General features: G+C 64.0%; 11 protein-coding genes. All 11 read left to right on the top strand.

Annotated features, from left to right (window positions below):
• Positions 1 to 3 precede the first annotated feature (3 nt).
• The 11 genes from cyoB (at position 4) to ACNFIC_RS06875 (ending at position 23,405) form a co-directional block, all read left to right on the top strand.
• Complete coding sequence (cyoB, locus tag ACNFIC_RS06925; protein ID WP_138218933.1) at positions 4 to 2,022, top strand: cytochrome o ubiquinol oxidase subunit I; 2,019 nt, start codon at positions 4 to 6, stop codon at positions 2,020 to 2,022.
• Between the two features lie 3 nt (positions 2,023 to 2,025).
• Positions 2,026 to 2,649, top strand: a complete 624-nt coding sequence (gene cyoC, locus ACNFIC_RS06920; RefSeq protein ID WP_138218932.1) for a cytochrome o ubiquinol oxidase subunit III — start codon at positions 2,026 to 2,028, stop codon at positions 2,647 to 2,649.
• Positions 2,649 to 2,981 carry a cytochrome o ubiquinol oxidase subunit IV gene (cyoD, locus tag ACNFIC_RS06915; protein ID WP_138218931.1) on the top strand — a complete coding sequence of 111 codons (333 nt, stop codon included), beginning with the start codon at positions 2,649 to 2,651 and terminating at the stop codon, positions 2,979 to 2,981. The genes cyoC and cyoD overlap by 1 nt, the downstream gene beginning before the upstream one ends.
• 11 nt (positions 2,982 to 2,992) lie before the next feature.
• A complete protein-coding gene (gene cyoE / locus ACNFIC_RS06910) occupies positions 2,993 to 3,880 on the top strand; it encodes a heme o synthase (protein WP_416780489.1) in 888 nt (295 codons plus the stop codon).
• A gap of 134 nt (positions 3,881 to 4,014) precedes the next feature.
• Entirely contained in the window at positions 4,015 to 5,142 is a 1,128-nt protein-coding gene (locus tag ACNFIC_RS06905; RefSeq protein ID WP_416780487.1) for a hypothetical protein, read from the top strand.
• Positions 5,143 to 5,396: 254 nt separating this feature from the next.
• Positions 5,397 to 6,605: an alanine transaminase gene (gene alaC, locus ACNFIC_RS06900; protein WP_138218928.1), complete on the top strand. Its 1,209-nt coding sequence runs from the start codon at positions 5,397 to 5,399 to the stop codon at positions 6,603 to 6,605.
• A gap of 228 nt (positions 6,606 to 6,833) precedes the next feature.
• On the top strand, positions 6,834 to 7,217 hold the full coding sequence (locus ACNFIC_RS06895) for a YkgJ family cysteine cluster protein (RefSeq protein WP_416780485.1): 384 nt from the start codon (positions 6,834 to 6,836) through the stop codon (positions 7,215 to 7,217).
• Between the two features lie 313 nt (positions 7,218 to 7,530).
• Positions 7,531 to 21,504 carry an autotransporter-associated beta strand repeat-containing protein gene (locus ACNFIC_RS06890; protein WP_416780483.1) on the top strand — a complete coding sequence of 4,658 codons (13,974 nt, stop codon included), beginning with the start codon at positions 7,531 to 7,533 and terminating at the stop codon, positions 21,502 to 21,504.
• Positions 21,505 to 21,690: 186 nt separating this feature from the next.
• Complete coding sequence (locus ACNFIC_RS06885; RefSeq protein WP_138218926.1) at positions 21,691 to 22,254, top strand: GNAT family N-acetyltransferase; 564 nt, start codon at positions 21,691 to 21,693, stop codon at positions 22,252 to 22,254.
• Positions 22,255 to 22,347: 93 nt separating this feature from the next.
• Positions 22,348 to 22,884 (top strand): hypothetical protein, encoded by a 537-nt coding sequence (locus tag ACNFIC_RS06880; protein WP_416780480.1) that lies wholly within the window; start codon positions 22,348 to 22,350, stop codon positions 22,882 to 22,884.
• 134 nt (positions 22,885 to 23,018) lie between these two features.
• On the top strand, positions 23,019 to 23,405 hold the full coding sequence (locus ACNFIC_RS06875; RefSeq protein ID WP_416780478.1) for a lysozyme inhibitor LprI family protein: 387 nt from the start codon (positions 23,019 to 23,021) through the stop codon (positions 23,403 to 23,405).
• Positions 23,406 to 23,431: the final 26 nt, after the last annotated feature.

Genomic DNA, 23,431 nt, shown 5'->3' with positions numbered 1-23,431 from the left:
GAGATGTTCGGTAAATTAAGCCTGGAGGCGATACCCTATCACGAGCCGATAGTCATGGTGACGCTTGCCATGATCGCGCTCGGTGGTATCGCCGTCGTTGGTGCCATCACCTATTTCCGCAAGTGGACCTACTTGTGGACCGAGTGGTTGACCACTGTCGACCACAAGAAAATCGGCGTGATGTACATCATCGTCGCGATGGTCATGCTGCTGCGCGGCTTCGCCGACGCCATCATGATGCGTACCCAGCTGGCCGCCGCCACCGGTGGCTCCGAAGGCTATCTGCCGCCTGAACACTATGACCAGATCTTCACCGCGCATGGTGTGATCATGATCATCTTCATGGCGATGCCGTTCTTCACCGGCCTGATGAACCTTGCTGTTCCTCTGCAGATCGGTGCACGTGACGTTGCCTTCCCGTTCCTGAACTCCCTGAGCTTCTACCTGCTGCTGGCAGGCGTGCTGCTGGTCAACATCTCGCTGGGCGTTGGTGAATTCGCCAAGACCGGCTGGGTTGCCTATCCGCCGCTCGCGGGTATTCAGTACAGTCCTGGGGTGGGTGTCGACTACTACATCTGGGCGCTACAGCTCTCAGGCCTGGGTACGACACTGACCGGCGTGAACTTCCTCGTCACCGTGATGAAGATGCGCGCCCCTGGCATGAAGCTGATGGACATGCCGATCTTCACCTGGACCTGCACCTGGGCCAACGTGCTGATCGTCGCTTCGTTCCCGATCCTGACTGCTGCACTGGCCCTGCTGACCGTTGACCGTTATCTGGACTTCCACATCTTCACCAACGAGCTTGGTGGGAACCCGATGATGTACGTCAACCTGTTCTGGGCATGGGGTCACCCTGAGGTTTACATCCTGATCCTGCCGGCCTTCGGTGTGTTCTCGGAAGTCACCTCGACCTTCGCAGGCAAGCGCCTGTTCGGTCACCACTCGATGATCTACGCCTCGGGCGCGATTGCCGTGCTCGGCTTCGCGGTCTGGCTGCACCACTTCTTCACCATGGGTGCCGGCGCCAGCGTCAACACCTTCTTCGGCTTGGCGACGATGCTGATCTCCATTCCGACCGGTGTGAAGCTGTTCAACTGGCTGTTCACCATCTACCAGGGCCGTCTGCGTTTCACCGCGCCGATTATGTGGACCCTGGGCTTCATGGTCACCTTCTCGATCGGTGGTATGACCGGCGTTCTGCTGGCCGTTCCAGGTGCTGACTTCGTCCTGCACAACAGCCTGTTCGTGATCGCTCACTTCCACAACGTAATCATCGGTGGCGCGGTCTTCGGCTACATCGCTGGTTTCTCCTTCTGGTTCCCGAAAGCCTTCGGCTTCACCCTGAACGAGAAGTGGGGCAAGGCTGCCTTCTGGTTCTGGATCTCCGGCTTCTACGTGGCATTCATGCCGCTGTACGCGCTGGGCTTCATGGGCATGACTCGTCGCCTGAACCACTCCGACAACCCGCTGTGGGAACCCTACCTGTACGTGGCCGTCGTCGGCGCCGTGCTGATCCTGTTCGGTATCGCTTGCCAGCTGATCCAGATCTACGTGTCGGTCCGCGACCGCAAGCAGAACCTGGACGTGACCGGCGACCCATGGGGCGGTCGTACCCTGGAATGGTCGACTTCGTCGCCACCTCCGTTCTACAACTTTGCTCACATGCCAGAACACGTTGGTCTGGACGCCTGGCACGAAGCCAAGCAAGCCGGTGCTGCCTACAAGGCACCTGCCAAGTACGAAGCGATCCACATGCCGAGCAACACTGCTACCGGCCTGTTCATGGGTCTGTTCCTGACCGTGTTCGGCTTCGCCTTCATCTGGCACATCTGGTGGCTGGTTGGCGCGAGCCTGGTCGCGACCATCGCGGTCTTCGTTCGCCACGCTGCGCGTGACGACCAGGGCTACATGGTGCCGGCCGAAGAAGTGGCGCGCATCGAGGGCGAGCGCATGAAAGCGCTGGCTCAAGCAGGTGCTCTGCCTGCCGGCGCACGTGTCGAATCGTTTGAACGGGTGTAATCAATGTCCACTCAAGTAATGCACGGTGATGCACATGGTCACGACCATGGGCACGACGATCACCACCACGACTCGGGCCAGATGACCGTCCTCGGTTTCTGGCTCTACCTGATGACCGACTGCATCCTGTTTGCGTCGCTCTTCGCCACCTACGCGGTGCTGTCCGGCAGTTTTGCCGGCGGCCCGTCGGGTCACGACATCTTCCAGCTCGACTTCGTGCTGGTTGAGACCGCGTTCCTGCTGCTGTCCTCGATCACCTTCGGCTTCGCCATGCTGAAGATGTTCGCCGGTAACAAGGCAGGCGTACTGGGCTGGTTGGCCGTGACCTTCCTGTTCGGTGCCGGCTTCATCGCGATGGAAATCTACGAGTTCCATCACCTGGTCGCAGAAGGTTTCGGCCCGCAGCGCAGTGGCTTCCTGTCGGCGTTCTTCGCGCTGGTCGGTACCCACGGTCTGCACGTGACTGCCGGTCTGATCTGGATGTCGGTCATGATGTATCAGATCAACAAGCACGGCATCACGCCGACCGCCAAGACCCGCATGAGCTGCCTGAGCCTGTTCTGGCACTTCCTGGACGTGGTCTGGATCTGCGTATTCACCGTCGTCTACCTGCTGGGGGTTCTGTAATGGCTAGCGCACACGACACTCATCACGAAGGCAATCACGGCAGCGTGAAGTCCTACATGATCGGCTTCGTACTGTCGATCATCCTGACCGCGATCCCGTTTGGCCTGGTGATGTTCCCAAGCCTGCCGAAGAACCTGACCGTTCTGATCGTGGTGGCCATGGCCGTCATCCAGGTAGTAGTACACCTCGTCTACTTCCTGCACATGGATCGCTCGAAAGAGCAGCGTTCCAACGTGTCGACGTTCCTGTTCACCACTTTGGTGATCGCTCTGTTGGTCGGCCTGTCGCTGTGGATCATGTTCAGCATCCACTTCGAAATGATGGCCAAGTGAGGTAAGCCTGCATGTCCGTTAAGCACTTTATCCAAATCACCAAACCGGGGATCATTTTCGGTAACGTGCTTTCCGTGGCAGGCGGCTTCTTCCTTGCCTCGAAGGGCCATGTGGACTTCGCCCTGTTCCTGGCAGTGGTGATCGGTACTTCGCTGGTGGTGGCGTCCGGGTGCGTGTTCAACAACTGCATCGACCGTGACATCGACCACAAGATGGAGCGCACCAAGAACCGCGTCATGGTGCAGGGCGGCATGTCGCTGACCCTCGCGCTGGTCTACGCCACCCTGCTCGGGGTGGTGGGCTTCAGCCTGCTGTATGTCCAGGCCAACCCGCTGGCGGCGTTCTGTGCGCTGGTTGGGTTCATCGTCTACGTCGGCTTCTACAGCCTGTGGCTCAAACGTAAGTCGGTGCACGGCACCTTGGTTGGCAGCCTGTCCGGTGCCATGCCTCCGGTGATTGGCTACTGCGCCGTGAGCAACAGCTTCGACCTGGCTGCCGTGACCCTGCTGGTGATGTTCAGCCTGTGGCAGATGCCGCACAGCTTCGCCATCGCGATCTTCCGCTTCAAGGACTATAGCGCTGCCAACATTCCGGTCCTGCCGGTGGCGCGCGGTATCCTGGCGGCGAAGAAGCAGATCGTGCTGTACGTGCTGGCCTTCGTGCTCGCCACCTTGATGCTGACCTTGGGCGGCTATGCCGGCCTGGGTTACCTCGCCGTTGCCGCTGCCATGGGCCTGTACTGGCTGTACATGGCCTGGGGCGGCTACAAGGCCGAGGACGACAGCAAGTGGGCGCGCAAAGTGTTTGGTTTCTCCATTCTCCTCGTCACTGCCTTGAGCGTGATGATGGGGGTGGACAGCCAGACCGCAGCCGATGTGCTGATGACCTACGCGCGCTGATACAGACGCCTGTTATACGGAGAACCCCGGCCCTCGTGCCGGGGTTTTTCTTTATCTGGCGGTCGGGTTTCCGGCTGTTGGTGAAGCCTGCGGCTATTCATCCTCTGGGCTCCGATCATTCAGGAGCCTTTGGCATGAGCGTATTCACGGCGTATTTCTGTGGCACCGGTTCGCACCGTTTCGACGACCGCCATCCGCATTTCTGGAACGGCGAGCTGGTCTCGACCCTGGCCAGCAACGATCAGGGCAGGGAGTTCGCCCATTGGATCGCAGTCGATGGTCCAGGCAGCGGCAACCTGCAGGATGATGACTTGTTCGTCGAACCTGGCGGATACTTCAACTGGACCGGCCAGTTGTTTGGCCGAGGCTGGGAAGAGAACGTCAGTCACGTGTTGCAACTCATCAAGGGTGAGAGCAACTGGAAGCGCACGAACCTCAGCGAGGCCGAGTACAGCCGACTCAAGGCATCGGGTGTACCTATCCCGGATGCCACCGCGACCGCTTCGTGGTTCTGGCGGACCTACGACTATGGCAGTCGCCTGCTCACTTCCCAGGACTTGCAGGAGCAGATCATTCGCCTGTTCCGCAAGCCGCGTATCCCGACTCAGGTCAACCTGGTGGGGTGGAGCAGGGGGGGTATCAGTTGCCACATGCTCGCCAATGCCATGGCCAATGATCCGCAGCTTATGCACGTGCCGGTCAACATCTTCGTCATCGACCCGGTGCCGGGGGTGTTGCAGGTACAGCCGCATCGCGTGCTACTGCAAGATAACGTCAAGGAGTATGTCGGCTTCTACTCCCGCGACGAGCGCTCCAAGGGCTTCGCCTGCGTGGTGCCGCGCTGCGTTGCGGGCACGCGCGTGCATGTTTTTCCGATGCCCGGACGCCATGCGACGCTTGTAGGAAATGCCTCGGCCGACGGTGCAGGTAGCGGCCAGGATCTGGTCGAGCCCGGCTTGGTCGTGCGCCATTTCGCCGAGGTGTGCCTGTCGCGCTGGGGCGTGTCGCTGGCCAAGACCGTCAAGCTCAGCGATGGCCAGTTGATGGAGTACCACAACACCATGGCCAGGCAAGAGGCGCGTTACGTGGCCATGCGCAAGCATTCGTACACCCTGCTGACCGAAGGCAGCGTCGATGACCGGACTGCCCACTACGGCAACCAGAGCTCAAGCTTCAGCGCCATCACCGGACAGGGGTTCGAGCCGCGTGAGGGGTTGGCGCTGTCACAGGTCGATGGGGCTACCTACAACGCCTTGCGCTGAGCACCTGATGATTTGACCTGCGTCGAGCGTCATGGCGGCTTGCAAATCAATGGGTTGCAGCCCTGTATGAGGGGGTTGAATGTTTTTGTGTTCGTGTAAATCATAAAAATACGACGTATAGGCCTGAAAAAATTTATAAAAACAGGAAATTTCTCTTTACTAAATAACTGCTGCGGGACTATCGTCTGATTTGGTCGCCGCAGCGATCAGCGTCGCTCGGACGGTTCCGGGCGCTTACGTCCCCAGAGGAAAGCATGGCCAATCCAGGTTCGCCGCGCCGTTTCGCGCGCATTGATCGTCTCCCCCCATACGTCTTCAATATCACCGCCGAGCTCAAGATGGCCGCGCGCCGCCGCGGTGAGGACATCATCGACCTGAGCATGGGCAATCCCGACGGCGCGACCCCGCCGCATATCGTCGAGAAGCTGGTGCAGGTCGCCCAGCGTGAAGACACCCACGGTTACTCCACCTCCCGCGGGATTCCGCGTCTGCGCCGCGCCATCTCGCGCTGGTATCAGGAGCGCTACGCGGTTGAGATCGACCCGGAAAGCGAAGCCATCGTCACCATCGGCTCGAAGGAAGGCCTTGCGCACCTGATGCTTGCCACCCTCGACCAGGGTGATACCGTGCTGGTCCCCAACCCCAGCTACCCGATTCACATCTACGGCGCAGTGATCGCCGGGGCGCAAGTACGCTCGGTGCCGCTGGTACCGGGGGTGGATTTCTTCAACGAGCTGGAGCGGGCGATTCGCGAGTCGATCCCCAAGCCGAAGATGATGATCCTCGGTTTCCCCTCCAACCCGACCGCACAGTGCGTCGAACTGGACTTCTTCGAGCGCGTGGTGGCCCTGGCCAAGCAGTACGATGTATTGGTAGTGCATGACCTGGCCTACGCCGATATCGTCTACGACGGCTGGAAGGCGCCGTCGATCATGCAGGTCCCGGGGGCCAAGGACATCGCGGTGGAGTTCTTCACGCTGTCCAAGAGCTACAACATGGCCGGCTGGCGGATCGGCTTCATGGTCGGCAATCCCGAGTTGGTCAGCGCCTTGGCACGAATCAAGAGCTACCACGACTATGGCACCTTCACGCCGCTGCAAGTGGCGGCCATCGCGGCCCTCGAAGGCGACCAGCAATGCGTGCGCGACATCGCCGAGCAGTACCGCCAGCGCCGCAACCTGCTGGTCAAGGGCCTGCATGAAATGGGCTGGATGGTCGAGAACCCGAAGGCCTCGATGTATGTATGGGCCAAGATCCCCGAGGCCTATGCACACCTGGGCTCGCTGGAGTTCTCCAAGAAGCTGCTGGCTGAGGCGAAGGTCTGCGTGTCGCCGGGCATTGGTTTTGGCGATTACGGCGATGACCATGTGCGTTTTGCCCTGATCGAGAACCCGGACCGCATTCGCCAGGCCATTCGCGGTATTCGGCAGATGTTCCGCGCCGATGGCTTGACCAGCAAATAAGCCGCAAGCCGCCAGCTGAACGGTGCAATACCGGCTGCTTGTGGCTTTCGCTATCAGTGGCAGGGGAGAGCACAGTGCTTTTTCTTGCCGCTTGTGGCTAGCCGCTTGAGGCCGCGACCAGCGGCCGTGTTTTTTTCATTCCCCCCTCTTCTCAGCCGTTCGCGCCTGGATTACAAATAGCGCCGCGGCCACCCGGCCCGACAACAACAACTTTCCCTCCTGGCCATCATGTCCGAACAGAACCCTTGCCTGACCTGCGGCGCCTGCTGCGGCTACTTTCGTGTGTCTTTCTTCTGGGGTGAGTGCCAGTCTGCCGGCGGGCTGGTGCCCGACGATCTGGTGGTGCAGATCAACCCCACCCGGGTCGCGATGATCGGTACCGACGCCAAACCCTGCCGCTGCGTCAGCCTGGGCGGCGAGATCGGCACCCAAGTGGCTTGCACGATCTATGAGAACCGTTCGAGCCCTTGCCGCGAGTTCGAGGCGTCCTGGGAAAACGGTGTACACAATCCCAGCTGCGACGACGCCCGTGCAGCCTATGGCTTGCCACCGCTGACACCACCGGAGGCCAACGAGCCGCACTGGCCCGATGACGGCGCGCAAGTGGCGTGAACCGCGCCCGCGCGTGCGCTCGAAAACACGCCTAAAGCCCGTCTGGTCTAGCACTTAGCCACTACCTTTCGTCGGCTGGATCCAATCCGTTGCGCTAGATAATCCAATGAATACGGGGTGGCTAGAAAAAGTATTAACACTATTTGACCTGCGCCTGCGCTGTGCTCCCCTGACTCCGACCGGCTACACATTCCCTCAAAGGAAAATCTGTAGCCAGGGGTCAGGTTTTCGGCCAATGCGTGTTTCGCAGTTTCTAAAACGACGCTTCACACGCCTCAAAGGACTGAACGCCTGATCCACGAAGGAGCGCCCCGTGGACAGAAGTGTTGCCGTTCGTTTGCCTGCCCGTGTGTCTCAGCTGTCTCTGGCCGTAAGCTTGGCCGTAGGGACCTTGGCCTTTACCTTCACCAGCGAGCAAGTGCTGGCTGCATGCAGCCTGGCGAGCAGTACCGTGACCTGCACCGGGGCCGCCAACCCGCTCGCGCCAAGCTACAGTAACGCCACTGGCGGGCTGACGGTGAACGTGCAGAGCGGCGCAACCTTGGGGACGTTGCTGGGTGTGGGCGGTACCTCGCTTACACTCAGCGGTGGCGGTAACACGTTGAACAACTCCGGTACGATCGACCCAACGTTGTTGGGCGCGCTGAGTATCCAGTCGACTGCGTTGCAGATCGGCAACACCAGTGCCGGTGGTACGCTCACCATCAACAATACCGCCACCGGCGTGATCAAGGGCACTGGCGCGCTGTTGGGCACCAACCTGCTGAACCTCACCGGCATGGCGATGGACGCGCGTATCGCCTCAGGCGGCACGGCCAACATCAGCAACGCCGGCAGCATCGGTTCGTCGCCCCTGGCCAGCCTGAGCCTGCTCAGCGAGGACACCCCGGTCATCGCCGTGACGGGCGGCGGCACGGTGAACTTCACCAACACCGGCACCATCCTGGGCCGTACGGCGTTTCAGGCTTCCTCTACCGGCAACACCTTCACCAACGCCGGCACCCTGACCGGCAGCCTGTCGATGGGCGCCAACAGCACCAACCGTTTCAACGCCATTACCGGCTCCTTGGTGAGTGCCGGATTGGGCGTGGGCGTCGAGCTGTTGGTCACCAGCAACCCATTGCTGTCCTTCGCCGCCGCCGGTGTGGTCGACGGTGGTGCCGGCGGCACCAACACCCTGGCGCTGCAAAATGCGATTGGCGGCGGCAGCGGCAGTGCCGGCAGCGGCACCATCAATGCGGCCAACTACATCAACTTCAACCGCCTGATCGTTGACAGTGGCACCTGGACGCTCGTTGGCCAACTGATGAGCGGCGCGGCGCAGACCACCCTCAACGGCGGCGTGATCAACTTCAACAATGGATCTGCCTTCGGCACCGGCGCGATCATCGCAAACGGCGGTAGTCTGCTGGCCAGTGTGGCCGGACAGACCGTGGCCAATGCCATCACCCTCAATGGTGCGCTTTCCGCTGGTGGCGCCAACGCCATGACCCTGAGCGGCGTGCTCTCCGGCACCGGCTCGTTGGTCAAGACCGGAACCGGCCTGCTGACCCTGAGCGGCACCAATACCTTCAGTGGCGGCACTACCTTGAGCGGCGGTGGCCTGAACCTGAGCAGCGCTGCCGCATTGGGCAGCGGTGCACTGAGCGTGACTGCTGCCTCCACGCTGCAGGGCAGTGTGCCCTTGGTGTTGAGCAATGCCGTGGGGCTGAGCGCAGCGTTGACCCTGCCGGGCAGCAACGCCTTGACCTTGAGCGGGGTGGTCAGCGGCACCGGCTCGCTGGTCAAGAGCGGCAGCGGCGATCTGACCCTCAGTGGCGCCAACACCTACAGCGGCGGCACCACGCTGGCCACCGGCACCCTCAACGTCGGCAACAATGCGGCGCTGGGTACCGGTGCCCTGAGCCTCACCGGCAGTGCCACGCTCAACGCCAGCAGCGCGGTGAGTCTGGCCAACGCCATCGCGCTGGGAGCCAACACCCTTACGCTGCCCGGCAACAACGCCACCACCTTGGGCGGTGTGATCAGTGGCACTGGCAGCTTGATCAAGAGTGGTGCCGCAGGCCTGACCCTGAACGGCAACAACACCTTCAGCGGCGGTCTGACCCTGAACGCTGGCACCCTGACCGTCGGCAACAACAACGCCCTGGGCAGCGGTGCTTTAACCCTGGGCGGTAACGTCAGCCTGGACGCCAGCACCGCCGTGAGCCTGGCCAACGCGGTCAACCTGGGCGCCAACACCCTGAACCTGCTGGGCACCAGCGCCACTACCCTGGGCGGCGTGATCAGCGGCACTGGCAGCCTGGTCAAAACCGGCGCTGCGGGGCTCACGCTCAATGGCAACAACACCTTCAGCGGCGGTACCACGCTCAATGCCGGCACCTTGACCGTAGGCAACGACAACGCCCTGGGCAGCGGCGCGTTGACCCTGGGCGGTAACGTCAGCCTGGACGCCAACACCGCCGTGAGTCTGGCCAATGCGGTCAACCTTGGCGCCAACACCCTGAACCTGTTGGGCACCAGCGCCACCACCCTGGGCGGCGTGATCAGCGGCACCGGTAGCCTGGTCAAAACCGGCGCGGCGGGGCTCACGCTCAATGGCAACAATACCTTCAGTGGCGGCGTTGCCCTGAACACCGGCACCTTGACCGTGGGCAACAACAACGCGCTGGGCAGCGGCGCGCTGAGCCTGACCGGCAACGCCAGTCTGGATGCCAATACCGCGGTCAACCTGGGTAACGCGGTGGATCTGGCCGCCAACACGCTGACCCTGGCCGGCACCAGTGCCACCACCCTGGGCGGTATCATCAGCGGTACCGGCGCGCTGGTGAAGAACGGCAGCGCGAACCTCACCCTGGGTGGGGTCAACACCTTCAGCGGCGGCCTGACCCTCAACGCCGGTACCCTGACTTTGGCCAGCGCGGCCGCCCTCGGCACGGGCGCGCTGAGCGTCGGTGGCGCGTCAACCTTGAGCAGCACGGCCGCGTTGAGCGTGGACAACGCCGTCAACCTGGGCAGCAATCTCACCGTGGCGGGCGCCAACAACCTCAACCTGACGGGCACCGTCAGCGGTAGCGGCGGGTTGATCAAGAACGGCAGCACCACCCTGACCCTAAGTGGCAACAACACCCAAAGCGGCAACACCACTCTCAACGCTGGCACCCTGATGCTGGGCAGCGCCACCGCGCTGGGCAGCGGCGCCCTCAATGCCGCCGCCAACACCACCCTCGACAGCAACGTTGCCGGACTGAATATCGCCAATAACGTCAACCTGGCGGGCAACCTCAACCTGGCCGGCAGCAACGACCTGACCCTGGGCGGCGTGATTGCGGGCGTCGGCGGAATGACCAAGAATGGCTCGGCCACCCTCACCCTGAACGGCGCCAACACCTACCTCGGCAACACCAACCTCAACGCCGGCAACCTGATACTGGGCAACGCCAGCGCGTTGGGCAGTGGCACACTGAATGCTGCGGGCGGCACCCATCTGGACACCAGCACTGCGCTCAGCCTCGCCAATGCGCTCAACCTGGCAGGCGCTTTGACCGTCGATGGCAGCGCTGACCTTGGCCTCGGTGGCGTGATCGCGGGCACTGGCAGTCTGGTCAAGAACGGCACCACTACCCTGACCCTTTCTGCCAGCAACACCTACAGCGGTGGCACCACGCTCAATGCCGGCGGCCTGCTGCTGGGCAATGCCAACGCCCTGGGCAGCGGTACGCTGACCGTGGCCGGGTCCAGCAGCCTGGACAACAACACGGCACTGAGCCTGGGCAATGCCATCACACTGGACGCCAACCTGACCGTGGCCGGCAGCAACGACCTAGGCCTCGATGGCGTGATCAGCGGCACCGGGCAGTTGATCAAGGGCGGCGCCAGCGTCTTGACCCTGAACGGCAACAACACCTGGAGCGGCGGCACCCTGCTCAACGCCGGCAGTCTGCTGCTGGGCAACGACGACGCGCTGGGCAGCGGTACGCTCAGCGTCGGCGGCGCTGCCAGCCTGGATAACAGCGCGGCGCTCAGTCTGGGCAACGCTATCGCCCTGGGCGCCGACCTGACCCTGGCCGGTAGCAATGACCTGAGCCTTGCTGGCGTAATCAGCGGCACCGGGCAACTGTTCAAGAGCGGCAGCAGCACCCTGACCCTCAACGGCGCCAATACCTTGAGTGGTGGCGTCACTGTCAACGCAGGTGGCCTGATCGTCGGCAACGACAACGCCTTGGGTAGCGGCACTCTGACTGTGGCCGGCGCCGCCAGTCTGGACAACAGCGCCGTGGTCAACCTGGGTAACGACATTGCGCTGGGCAACACCCTGACCCTAGGCGGCAGCAACGATTTGACCCTCAGCGGCGACATCAGCGGTAGCGGTGGGCTGATCAAGAACGGCTTGGCCGACCTGATCCTGAGTGGCGCCAACGCCTTCAGCGGGGCCATCGACTTGCTTGCCGGCAGCCTCACCACGGTGGGCAATACGGCGCTTGGCAATGCCTCGGCACTCAATGTTGGTGCCGGTGCCAGCCTGAACCTCGGCGCCAGCACCAGCGTTGGTGGCCTGAGCGGTGCCGGTACGGTGAACCTGGGCGCCGGCACCAACCTGAGTGTTGGCAGCAGCAACCTCGACAGCGTGTTCAGCGGCGCCCTGGCTGGCAGCGGTGGGCTGATCAAGAACGGCACTGGCAGCCTGGAGCTGTCGGGCATCAGCGTGATCGGCGGCAACACGACAGTCAACGCAGGTGCGCTGGACGTCACCGGCTCGTTGAACAGCGCCAACGTGCAGGTCAACAGCGGTGCCAGCCTCACCGGTAGCGGCAGCATTCTTGGCGCCGTGGACATCGCCAACGGCGCGCACCTGGCCGCTAGCAGTGGCGCCACGCTGAGTACGGGCAGCCTGACCCTGCACAGCGCTTCGATCTTCGACGGAGGCCTTGGCAGCCCGGCCACAGGTGGCACCGCGCTGGTCAGCGTCAACGGCAACCTGACCCTCGACGGCACCCTTAACGTCACCGACCTCGGCGGTTTCGGCGTGGGTATCTACCGGCTGATCGACTACACCGGCGCGCTGGTGGACAACGGCCTGCTGATCGGTGCCGTGCCCGGCAGCGTGTTGCCTGGCGATCTCGAAGTGCAAACCGTCATCGGCAACCAGGTCAACCTGCTGGTGGGCGGTGCGGCGGGTGGCGTGCAGTTCTGGGACGGCAACAACAGCATCGCCAATGGCGTGATCGACGGCGGTAACGGCACCTGGAGTAGCGGCGGTACCAACTGGACCGACGTCAACGGTGTTCTCAACAGCAACTGGGGCAGCAACTTTGCGGTGTTCCAGGGCACTGCGGGCGATGTCACCCTCGCCGGTACTCAGTCGGCCACCGGCCTGCAGTTCGTCACCGATGGCTATCGTCTGATCGGCAGTGGTGGTTTGAACCTGATCGACGGTAGCAACGGCGCCTTCGCCGTACGTGTCGACCCCAACGTTACCGCCAGCATCAACGTCGCCCTCAGCGGCAGCGGTATGCTCGGCAAGCTCGACACCGGCACCCTGGTGCTCAATGGCGCCAATACCTACACCGGCGGCACGATGCTGCAGGGCGGTACCCTCGTGGTGGGCAGCAACACCGCGCTGGGCAGCGGCGCCGTCAGCGCTGCGGCCAACACCAGTCTGGACAGCAACACGGCTGTCACCCTGGGCAATGTGTTCACCCTGGCCGGGGCGTTCACCCTTGGCGGCAGCGCCGACCTGGGCCTGAGCGGCGTGGTCGCAGGCAGCGGCAACCTGATCAAGAACGGCGCCGCCAACCTGACCCTGTCCGGCGTCAACACCTACAGCGGCGGCACCATCCTGAATGCGGGCACCATCACCGTAGGCAATGCCCTGGCGCTGGGGACCGGCGCACTGAGCGTCAACGCTGGCAGCCTGGCCAGCAGCAGTAACCTGAGCCTGGCCAACGCCATCGCCCTGAACGGCAACCTCGGCCTGACCGGGGCCAACAACCTCACCCTTGGCGGCGTGATCAGCGGTACCGGCCAGCTCACCAAGAGTGGCAGCGGCACCGCGACCCTGAACGGCAACAACACCTACAGCGGCGGCACTGCGCTGACCGCTGGCACCTTGATCCTGGGCAACAGCAACGCGCTGGGCAGTGGTGCCTTGAGTGCTTCGGGTGGCACCACCCTGGGCAACAGCGCCAACCTGATCCTGGCCAACCAGATCAACCTGCTCGGCAACCTCACCCTGGCCGCTGCGCAGAACATGGTGCTCAACGGCACCCTTGGCGGCACGGGCGGGCTGATCAAGACCGGCGCTGGCAGCCTGACCCTGGCCGGCAGCAACAGCTACCTCGGCAACACCGCGCTCAACGCCGGCACCTTGGTGCTGGGCAGCAACACCGCCCTTGGCCTCGGCGCGCTGAACGCCGCAGCCGGCACCACGTTGGACAGCAGCACTGCGGTGAGCCTGGGCAATACCCTCAATCTGGCGGGTAATGTCAACGTGACCGGCAGCAACGACCTGACCCTGGCCGGGCTGGTCAACGGTGCGGGCGGGCTGACCAAAAACGGCGCCGCCAACCTGATCCTGAGCGGCGCCAACAGCTACCTCAGTGGCACCACCCTCAACGCCGGTACCCTGACCCTGGGCAACAACAATGCCCTGGGCCTAGGCACTCTTACCGTGGGCGGCGCAGCCAACCTGGCCACTAGTAGCGCGCTGAACAACGTCAGCAACCAAGTCGTGCTCAACGCCGGCCTGACCTTCACCGGCCCCAACGACCTGGCCCTGAACGGTGTGATCAGCGGCGCTGGCGGCCTGACCAAGATCGGTAGCGGCACCCTGACCCTGGGTGCAGCCAACACCTATACCGGTGGTACCAGCCTCGGCGCTGGCACCCTGGTACTGGGCAACGGCAGCGCCTTGGGCAGCGGCGCGCTGACGGTCACTGGCGACAGCGCCCTGACCAGCAACGGCGCCATGAGCCTTGCCAATGCCATCGGCCTCGGCACTGGCACCACCCTGGACCTGACCAACGCCCAGGCGCTGACCCTGGGCGGCGTGATCAGCGGCGCGGGCGCGCTGGTCAAGCAAGGCGGCGGTGTGCTGACCCTCAATGGCTCCAACACCTACAGCGGCGGCACCGAAGTGCAAGCTGGCGGGCTGGTACTGGGCAGTGCCAACGCCCCGGGCAGCGGTGCGCTGAGCATCACCGGCAACGCCACCCTCGACACCAGCCAGGCCATGACCCTGGCCAACGCGGTCGACCTCGACCTAGCCACCCTGAACCTGCTTGGCAGCAACGACCTGACCCTGAGCGGCGTGATCAACGGCAGTGGCGGACTGGTCAAGAATGGCGCGGCCACCGTCACCCTGGATGGCAACAACAGCTACAACGGCGGCACCACGCTCAATGCCGGCGGCCTGATCGTCGGCAGCGACACGGCCCTGGGCACTGGCGGCCTCACCGTCGGCGGTAGCGCGAGCCTGGCGGCTGACGGCAGCGTGGCCCTGGCCAACGACGTGCACCTGAACGGCAACCTCAGCGTACCGGGTAGCGGCGACCTGACCTTGGACGGCGCCATTGATGGCAACGGCGGGTTGAGCAAAACCGGTAGCGGCAGCCTGACCCTGAACGGCAGCAACAGCTACACCGGTGGCACCACGCTCAATGGCGGCAGCCTGCTGGTGGGCAGCAGCAATGCCCTGGGCTTGGGCGGCGTGACCGTGGCCGGCGCGTCCAGCTTGGGTAGCATCGGCTCGGTGATGCTGAGCAACAACTTCAGTCTCAACGCCGGCCTCACCGTTGACGCTGCCGACGACCTGACCCTGGCAGGCGTCATCAATGGCAGCGGCGGGCTGGTCAAGGCTGGCAGCGGCAACCTGACCTTGGCTGGCAACAACGGCTACCAAGGTGACACTGAACTGGCCGCTGGCACGCTCACCTTGGGCAACAGTGGTGCCCTGGGTACCGGCATGCTCAACGTGACCGGCGACGCTACCCTGGCCAACGCAGCGCCCATGGTGCTGGGCAACACCGTCGATGTCGCCGCTGGCAACACGCTGACCCTGGCGGTGGACAACGCCCTGGTGATCAGCGGCAATCTCAGTGGCAGCGGCGACCTGATCAAGACTGGCGCCGAGGACGCCACCCTGGTTGGAAGCAAAAGCATCACCGGTAGCCTGGACATCCAGGCCGGCTCCGTCACCACCCTCGGCAGCGCCATCCTCGACAGCCTGGCGGGTATCAACATCGGCGCTGCTGGCGCGCTCAACCTGAACGGCGACGCCAACCTGGTCAGCCTGACCGGCAGCGGTGTGGCGCAGATCGGCGCTGGCAGCACCCTGAGCGTCGGCAGCAACAACACCGACAGCGTGTTTGCCGGCGCCTTCAGCGGTGCGGGTAACCTGATCAAGGTCGGCAGCGCTACCCTGACCCTGAGCGGCGCCAGCACCCTGCTGGGCACCAGCCAAATCAGCGCCGGCACCCTCAAGGTCGACGGCAGCCTCGCCAGTGCCGGCCTCAGCGTTGCCAATGGCGGCAGCCTGACCGGTACGGGTACGGTGAATGCCCCGGTGACCGTGGCCAACGGTGGCCACCTGGTCGGCAACAGCGGCGCCACCCTCGGGCTTGGCTCGCTGGTGCTCAACGGCGGTTCGCTCGTCGATGTTGGCCTGGCTGCACCGTCCACGGGCGGCACGGCGCTGTTCAGTGTGAACGGCGACCTGACCCTGGACGGCACGCTCAACGTCAGCAACATCGGCGGCTTCGGCAACGGCGTTTACCGCATCTTCGACTACACCGGTGACCTGACTGATAACGGCCTGGACTTTGGCAGCCTGCCGCTGGGTGTCAACGTGGGCGACCTGGACCTGCAAACCGCCATCGGCAACCAAATCAACCTGCTGGTCGGCGGCACCGGCCAGAACATCCTGTTCTGGGACGGCAGCCAGACCACCGGCAACGGTCAGGTGGACGGCGGCAGCGGGACCTGGAACGCTGCCGGTAGCAACTGGACCGACCTCAACGGCACCAGCAACACCACCTGGAATGACACCTTCGCGGTGTTCCAGGGCAGCGCCGGCACAATCAGCGTGGTGGGCGCGCAAGCCGTCAACGGCATGCAGTTCGTCAGCAACGGTTATCAGCTCAATGCCGGTGCCGGTGGCTCGCTGAACCTGATCAACGGCAGCAGCGGCGACACCAGCGTGCGGGTCGACCCAGGTGCCGTGGCCACCCTCAACCTGGCCTTGACCGGCAGCGGCACGCTCAACAAGCTCGACACCGGCACCTTGGTGCTCAACGGCAGCAACAGCTACAGCGGTGGTACCCAGCTCAGCGGCGGTACGCTGATCGTGGGCAGCGACAGTGCCTTGGGCAGCGGTGTCCTGAGCACCAACGCCGGCACTACCCTGGACAGCAACTCGGCGGTGACCCTGGGCAACGACGTCGTCCTCGGCGGCGTGCTGAATATTGCCGGTAGCAACAGCCTGGTGCTGGAAGGCGACGTCAGTGGCAGCGGCGGGCTGGTCAAGGCCGGCAGCGCCAGCCTGCAACTGAGTGGCAATAACAGCTACAGCGGCAATACCACGCTCAACGCAGGCACCTTGATCGTCGGCAGCGATACCGCCTTGGGCAGTGGCGCGCTGAATGCCGCCGCCAACACCAGCTTGCAAAGCAGCCAGGGCGTGACCCTGGGCAATAACGTCAACCTGGCCGGGCTGTTCAACGTGTCCGGGAGCAACGACATCACCCTCAATGGCGTGGTGGCTGGCGCCGGGCAACTGGGCAAGAGTGGCGGCGGCATCCTTGAGTTGAACGGTGCCAACACCTACAGCGGCGGCACCGAGTTGCAAGCCGGTACCTTGGTGGTGGGCAGCGATACCGCGCTGGGCAGTGGCGCCCTGAGCGTCACCGGCATCGCCAGCCTCGACAGCAACAGTGCCGTGACCCTGGCCAATAACGTGGCCGTCAGCGGCATCCTCGACGTGCTGGGTAGCAACGACCTGCAACTGGCGGGCGTACTCAGTGGCAACGGCACCCTGAACAAGACCGGTCTGGCTGACCTGACCCTGGCGGGCAACAACACCTTCAGCGGGATCATCAACCTGATCTCCGGCAGCCTGAGTACCGTGGGCACTACGGCCCTCGGTACTCAGAGCGCGCTGAACGTCAGCAGCGGCGCCAGCCTCAACCTCGATGGCAACACCACCTTGGGCCAGATCACTGGCAGTGGCGCGGTCCAGGTGGCCGCTGGCAACAGCCTGGGCGTGCAGGGCGGGGTGTTCGATGGCGACATCAGCGGTACGGGTACCCTCGACAAGCAGGGCAGCGACGCCCTGACCTTGACCGGCAGTAACAGCCACAGCGGCACCACCAACGTGCAGGGCGGTAGCCTGACGGTCAACGGCAGCTTGGCCAGTAGCACGGTCAACGTCGGCAGTGGCGCCAGCCTGGGCGGCACCGGTACCCTGGGCGGTAACGTGGTGGTGGCCAATGGCGGCAGCCTGGCAGGAACCACGGGCAGTACCCTAAATGTCGCGAGCCTGACCCTGGGCAGTGGCTCTAGCTTCAACGCGGCCCTTGGCGCACCGATCGGCAGCACGCCGCTGGTCAACGTGGCCAACAACCTGACCCTCGGCGGCACCCTCAACATTACCGACGTCGGCGGCTTTGGCGCTGGCGTGTATCGCTTGTTCACCTATGGCGGCAGCCTCACCAACAATGGCATGGCGATTGGCAGCACGCCCGTGCCGGCCAGCGACCTTACTGTGCAGACCAGCGTCAGCAACCAGGTCAACCTGGTGGTCGGCGGCGCCAGCAACGTGCTGTTCTGGGACGGCAGCCAGACCGTGGCCGATGGGGTCATCGAGGGCGGCACCGGCACCTGGGACAGCACCAACACCAACTGGACCGATGCCAACGGTGTGCTCAATACCCCCTGGAACCAGACCTTCGCAGTGTTCCAGGGCACGTCGGGCACGGTCACCGTCAACGGTTCGCAGTCGCTCAGTGGCCTGCAGTTCGTCAGCGATGGCTATGTGCTCAATGCTGGCACCGGCGCGGAGCTGCTCACCAGCGGCACCACCAACCTACGTGTCGATCCCGGCGCTACGGCAACCCTGAACCTGGCCATCAACGGCACTGGCAGCATCGTCAAGTACGACACCGGCACCTTGGTGCTCAACGCCGCCAACGGTTACTCCGGTGGTACTGCGCTTAACGGTGGCACCTTGGTGGTCGGCAACGCCGCGGCGTTGGGTACGGGCACCCTGACCGCCGCGGCCAACACGGCGCTGGACAGCAACACCAGCGTCACACTGGCCAACGACACCGTGCTCAACGGCGCGCTGGCTGTTGCAGGCAGCAACGACCTGGAACTGGCTGGCGATATCAGCGGTGCGGGCGGACTGATCAAGAACGGTGCAGCCGAGTTGCTGCTCAGTGGCACCAACACCTATACCGGTGGCACCCTGATCAACGCCGGCAGCCTGGTGGGCGACAGCAGCAGCTTGCAAGGTGCGATTGCCAACAACGCCGCGCTGACCTTCGAGCAGAACAGCGATGGCAGCTACACCGGTAACCTCACCGGCAGCGGCACCCTGACCAAGGCCGGCACTGGCGAGTTGCTGCTAACCGGCAACAACACACTGACCGGAAACACCACGGTCAGCGCTGGCAGTCTGGTGGTCGACGGTCGCCTCGACAGTGCCACGGTCAGCGTCGGCAATGGCGCAAGCCTGGGTGGCAGTGGCACCTTGAGTGGTGCGGTACAGATCCAGAACGGCGCGACCCTGGCCGCGGGGCCTGGCAGCACGCCGCTGTCGGTGGGTAGCTTGAGCCTGGCCTCGGGCAGTGCCCTGGACTTCATCCTTGGTGCGCCCAGCGCGTCCACCACCGTGGTCGCGGTAGCCGGTAACCTGACCCTGGACGGTACCCTCAACGTCACCGATGCCGGTGGTTTCGGCCCAGGCGTGTACCGCCTGTTCAGCTATGGCGGTGTGCTCAGCGACAATGGCCTGGTGTTCGGCGCCGTGCCGGGTAGCGTGGCGTTGGGCGACCTGAGCTTGCAGACTGCGATTGCCAACCAGATCAACCTGGTGGTCCAGGGCGCGGCCGGTTCGCTGCAATTCTGGAACGGCAGCCAGACCACACCTGACGGCACCATCGTCGGTGGCAGTGGCACTTGGAACTCGAACACCAACTGGACCAACTCCACGGGTATCAACAGCGAAAGCTGGGGCGGGCAGTTCGCCGTGTTCGGTGGCCAGGCCGGCACTGTCACCGTGCAGGGCAACCAGGCCTTTACCGGCATGCAGTTCCTCACCAATGGCTACCAGTTGGTGGCCGGCAGCAATGCCAGCCTGACCGCCACCAACGGCAGCGGCGGCGCGTTGGCGGCGGTACGTGTGGATGCCGGCGCCACCGCGCTGGTCAGCGCGCCGATCGTTGGCAGTGGGGGTATCGAGAAGCTCGACGCCGGAACCTTGATCCTGTCCGGTGCCAACACCTATACCGGTGGCACCACGGTCAGCGGCGGTACCCTGGCAGGCAACACCACCAGCTTGCAGGGCAATATTCTTAACAACGCCAGCCTGGTGTTCGTGCAGTCGGGCAACGGCACCTTCAATGGCAGCCTGACCGGCACCGGCACCACCAGCAAAACCGGGCTGGGCACCCTGCTGCTCACCGGCAACCAGACCACTGGTGCATTCAACGTCAACCAAGGCGTGCTTGAAGTGGGCAACCGCACCAATCCCGGTGCCAGCCTGGCGGCGGCGGTGACGGTCGCCTCCGGGGCCATGCTCACCGGCACCGGCAGCGTCGCCAGCCTGATCAACCAAGGCCGGGTGATGCCGGGCGCAGGTGGCAACCTGACGGTGACTGGCAATTTCACCAATGCCGCCAGCGGCACCCTGGCCATCGACCTGGGCGCCAACCCGGTGAGCTACCTCAACGTCGGCGGTACCGCCAACCTGGGCGGCAGCCTGCAGGTGGTCAACCTGACCGGCTTCACCGGCAGCGGGCAGTACACCGTGGTCAGCGCCACCGGTGGGGTGAATGGTACGTTTGCCAGTACCAACCTGAGCAACTCGGCGTTCCTCACCAGCGCGCTGAGTTACACGGGCAACGAGGTCACCCTGTCGGTGAGCCGTAACGGCACCGGCTTCGGGCGTGCCGCCGGTAGCCCCAACCAGGCCGGGGTGGCCGCTGCCCTGAGCGGTCCTGGGGCGCCGACGGTAATCACCACCAACATCCTGCCCATGAGCACCAGCCAAGCCCAGGCAGCGTTCGACAGCCTGTCCGGCGAAATCCACGCCAGTACCGCCACAGTGCTGATGGAGGACTCGCGCTATCTGCGCGAGGCGGTCAATGATCGCCTGCGTCAGGCCGATTGCACCCATCAGGACGATCCGCGCCGCACCTTGGCACCGACCGCCAACCAGCAGCTCACCAGCGAAGGTTGCCAGGGCCAGGCCGTCGGCTGGATCCGCGCCATCGGCGGCTGGGGCGATTACGACGCGAGTAACGGCGCTGCCAGTGTCGACCGCCAGTTGCAGGGCTTCCTGCTCGGCGTCGACAAGGCGTTGGATGACCAGTGGAAAGTCGGGGTCGCTGCGGGCTATACCAATGCCAGTATCGACGCCAAGCGTCGTGGCTCGGATGCGTCGGTGGACAGCTATCACCTGGCCGCGTACCTCAACTACCAGCTTGACGCCTTCGCCGCGCGCATGGGGGTGGGCTACACCTGGCACGAGATCGAGAGCAAACGCGATGTCGTGGTGGGCACCTACAACGACCGTATCAAGGGTAACTACCAGGCGCGTAGCGCCCAGGTGTTCGGCGAAGTGGGCTACGCCATCGAAGCAGGTGGCTTTGCCGTCGAGCCGTTCGCCGGCCTGGCCTACGTCAACTACGACAGCGACCGCTTCCACGAGAAGGGTGGGGCAGGGCGCTTGAGCGGCAGCGTCGAGCAGGATGTGACCTACTCGACCTTGGGTGTGCGCGTGGGTAAACGGATGGCGCTGAGCAAGGGCACCACGATCACCCCGCGCTTGTCGGTGGGCTGGCGGCACGCCTTCGGCGATACCGATCCGAAAGCCGACCTGCGCCTCAGCGAAGGCGGTGGCAGTTTCACCACCTCGGGTGTACCGATTGCCAAGGATGCGGCGGTGATCGAGGCGGGGCTGGACCTGTCGATGGGCGAGCGTGGCAAGCTCGGGATCGGGTACTCCGGCCAGCTCTCCAAACAAGCGCGCGACCACGGCGTTGTTGTGAGTTTCAGCCTGGGCTTCTGAGCCAAGCTGAGCGTCACGGCACGAGGCCGCGCTCACACAAAGACCTTATTGCGGTCGATGTGTGGGGCGGTCTTGTGCCGTTGCTCAGGTGCAAGCCGCCCATTAGCCAAAAGGCGGTAGTGGGTACCTGCGGGCAGCGGCTGACGCTAGACTGTCATCTTCCCCACATCGGACAGGAGTCCCGGCGTGCCCGACCCCCGCCGTTTCCCCAGCGATTTGTGTCTCGACAGCCCACGCTTGCAACTGCGCCCCATGCGCCATGCGGACGCGCAGCAGTGGCTGACGATCATGGCCGACCCCGAGGTCATGCGTTACTGGTACCACGCCCCCTGGCAGACCCTGGCCGAGGCTCAGAGCGCCCTGGCCGCCGACCGCGAAGCCTATGCCAGTGGCCAGTTGCTCAAGCTAGGCATGTACCGCCGCGACAACGGCGAGTTGATCGGCATGGTGCAACTGTTCAATCTCGACGAGCCCTCGCGCCGTGGCGAGATTGGTTACTGCCTGGCTCGCACGGCCCAGGGCCGTGGCTACATGGACGAGGCGTTGACCTGCTTTATCGACTACCTTGCCCACACCCTGCATCTGCGCCGACTGGAGGCGGAGATCGATCCGCGCAACCAAGGCTCGGCACGCACCTTGGAGCGCCAGGGTTTCGTGCTCGAAGGCACCCTGCGGGCACGCTGGTGCGTGGCGGGTGAGTTATCCGACTCAGGGTTGTACGGGTTGCTGCTGGAGCCACCGGTCGTCTGAGGCCGGTGACAGGCGTCAGCGCCCGTGGGTTTGGAGGTCGCGTAAAGGGTGGGTTATGGTCGCAACATGTTCCGCCCGATCAGGTCCGTAGCCTTGCCTGCTTTTTATCTGACGTTCAGCCTGTTGCTGTACCTGCTGAGCCTGTGTTTCGACGCGGCGCTGATGGGGGCTTGGCATATGCCGGCCTTGCAGATGCTGTTGTATGGCCCGTGGGGCATCGCCTTTGGCTTGTACCAATGGTTCGCCAACCCGCTGCTGGCCCTTGGCATCCTGGCCCATCGGCGGTTCCGCTGGCTGGCGTTGATGTGTGGGTTGCTGGCGTTGTACCTGGCGTTTTCCAGCCTAGGCATCGAGCGCTTGCCCGACAGCCAAAGCTACGCGTTCCAGGATGTCACCGGGTTCGGTGCCGGCTTCTACCTGTGGCTGGGCTCGATCCTGGTGTTCTGCGCAGGGCAGGGGTGGTGGTGCTGGAAGGCCCGACGGGCGGCGGACGTACCGGGCTGGCGCTGGTTCGACGTGGCGCTGATGGCGGCGTTGGGGGTGGCCTTCTACGCCGGCACGCAAATGCCTGCGTTGCGCTTCGACCCGCACAAGGTCGTGATGCCTCCGGCGCAACGGCAGGTGCTGTGATCGGGTTTTGTCGTTGACGCGCTCCGCCTGGGCGCTGACAGAATCTTCCACTATGTCGTGTCGTCCGTTTCCATGGGCTTGATGTTGTGCCGGCTGTTAGTCTGGCCTGCGTTTCCCTCTGCAAAGGAGCAACCATGCGCCTACGTTCGCTGCTCGCCGGCAGTGCCGTGCTGGCCCTCGCCACGGCCCACGCCGATGACTATTCCTCGCGCTATACCCAGTGCATGGACAATGCCTCCAGCACTGCGGCAATGGGGGCCTGCATCCAGGCCGAGACCCAGTTGCAGGACGCACGCTTGAACCGCGTCTATGCGCAATTGATGGCCAAGCTTGCCGGGCCCCAACAAAAAGCCCTGCGTGAGGTGCAGCGCAGCTGGATCAGCTATCGCGACGGCAATTGCGCCTTTCATGGCCATTTGAGCGATGGCAGCGTTCGCCGCATCGAGGGCGCCGTGTGCCTCATGGACATGACCAAGGACCGCGCCGCAGAGCTTGAGCGTGTGCTCAGCCCTGGGCAGTAGTACCAGGCATCGCGTCTTGCGTGACG

The organism is Pseudomonas sp. NY15463 (assembly GCF_048068415.1).
Lineage (GTDB): Bacteria > Pseudomonadota > Gammaproteobacteria > Pseudomonadales > Pseudomonadaceae > Aquipseudomonas > Aquipseudomonas mosselii_C.
This window is presented reverse-complemented; position numbering and strand designations above follow the sequence as displayed.

Excerpts from the sequence above, each read along its gene's own strand:
- ACNFIC_RS06875 (WP_416780478.1), top strand. The coding sequence starts at position 23,019 with ATGCGCCTACGTTCGCTGCTCGCCGGCAGTGCCGTGCTGGCCCTCGCC.
- cyoE (WP_416780489.1), top strand. The coding sequence starts at position 2,993 with ATGTCCGTTAAGCACTTTATCCAAATCACCAAACCGGGGATCATTTTC.
- ACNFIC_RS06905 (WP_416780487.1), top strand. The coding sequence starts at position 4,015 with ATGAGCGTATTCACGGCGTATTTCTGTGGCACCGGTTCGCACCGTTTC.
- ACNFIC_RS06895 (WP_416780485.1), top strand. The coding sequence starts at position 6,834 with ATGTCCGAACAGAACCCTTGCCTGACCTGCGGCGCCTGCTGCGGCTAC.
- alaC (WP_138218928.1), top strand. The coding sequence starts at position 5,397 with ATGGCCAATCCAGGTTCGCCGCGCCGTTTCGCGCGCATTGATCGTCTC.
- cyoC (WP_138218932.1), top strand. The coding sequence starts at position 2,026 with ATGTCCACTCAAGTAATGCACGGTGATGCACATGGTCACGACCATGGG.
- cyoD (WP_138218931.1), top strand. The coding sequence starts at position 2,649 with ATGGCTAGCGCACACGACACTCATCACGAAGGCAATCACGGCAGCGTG.
- cyoB (WP_138218933.1), top strand. The coding sequence starts at position 4 with ATGTTCGGTAAATTAAGCCTGGAGGCGATACCCTATCACGAGCCGATA.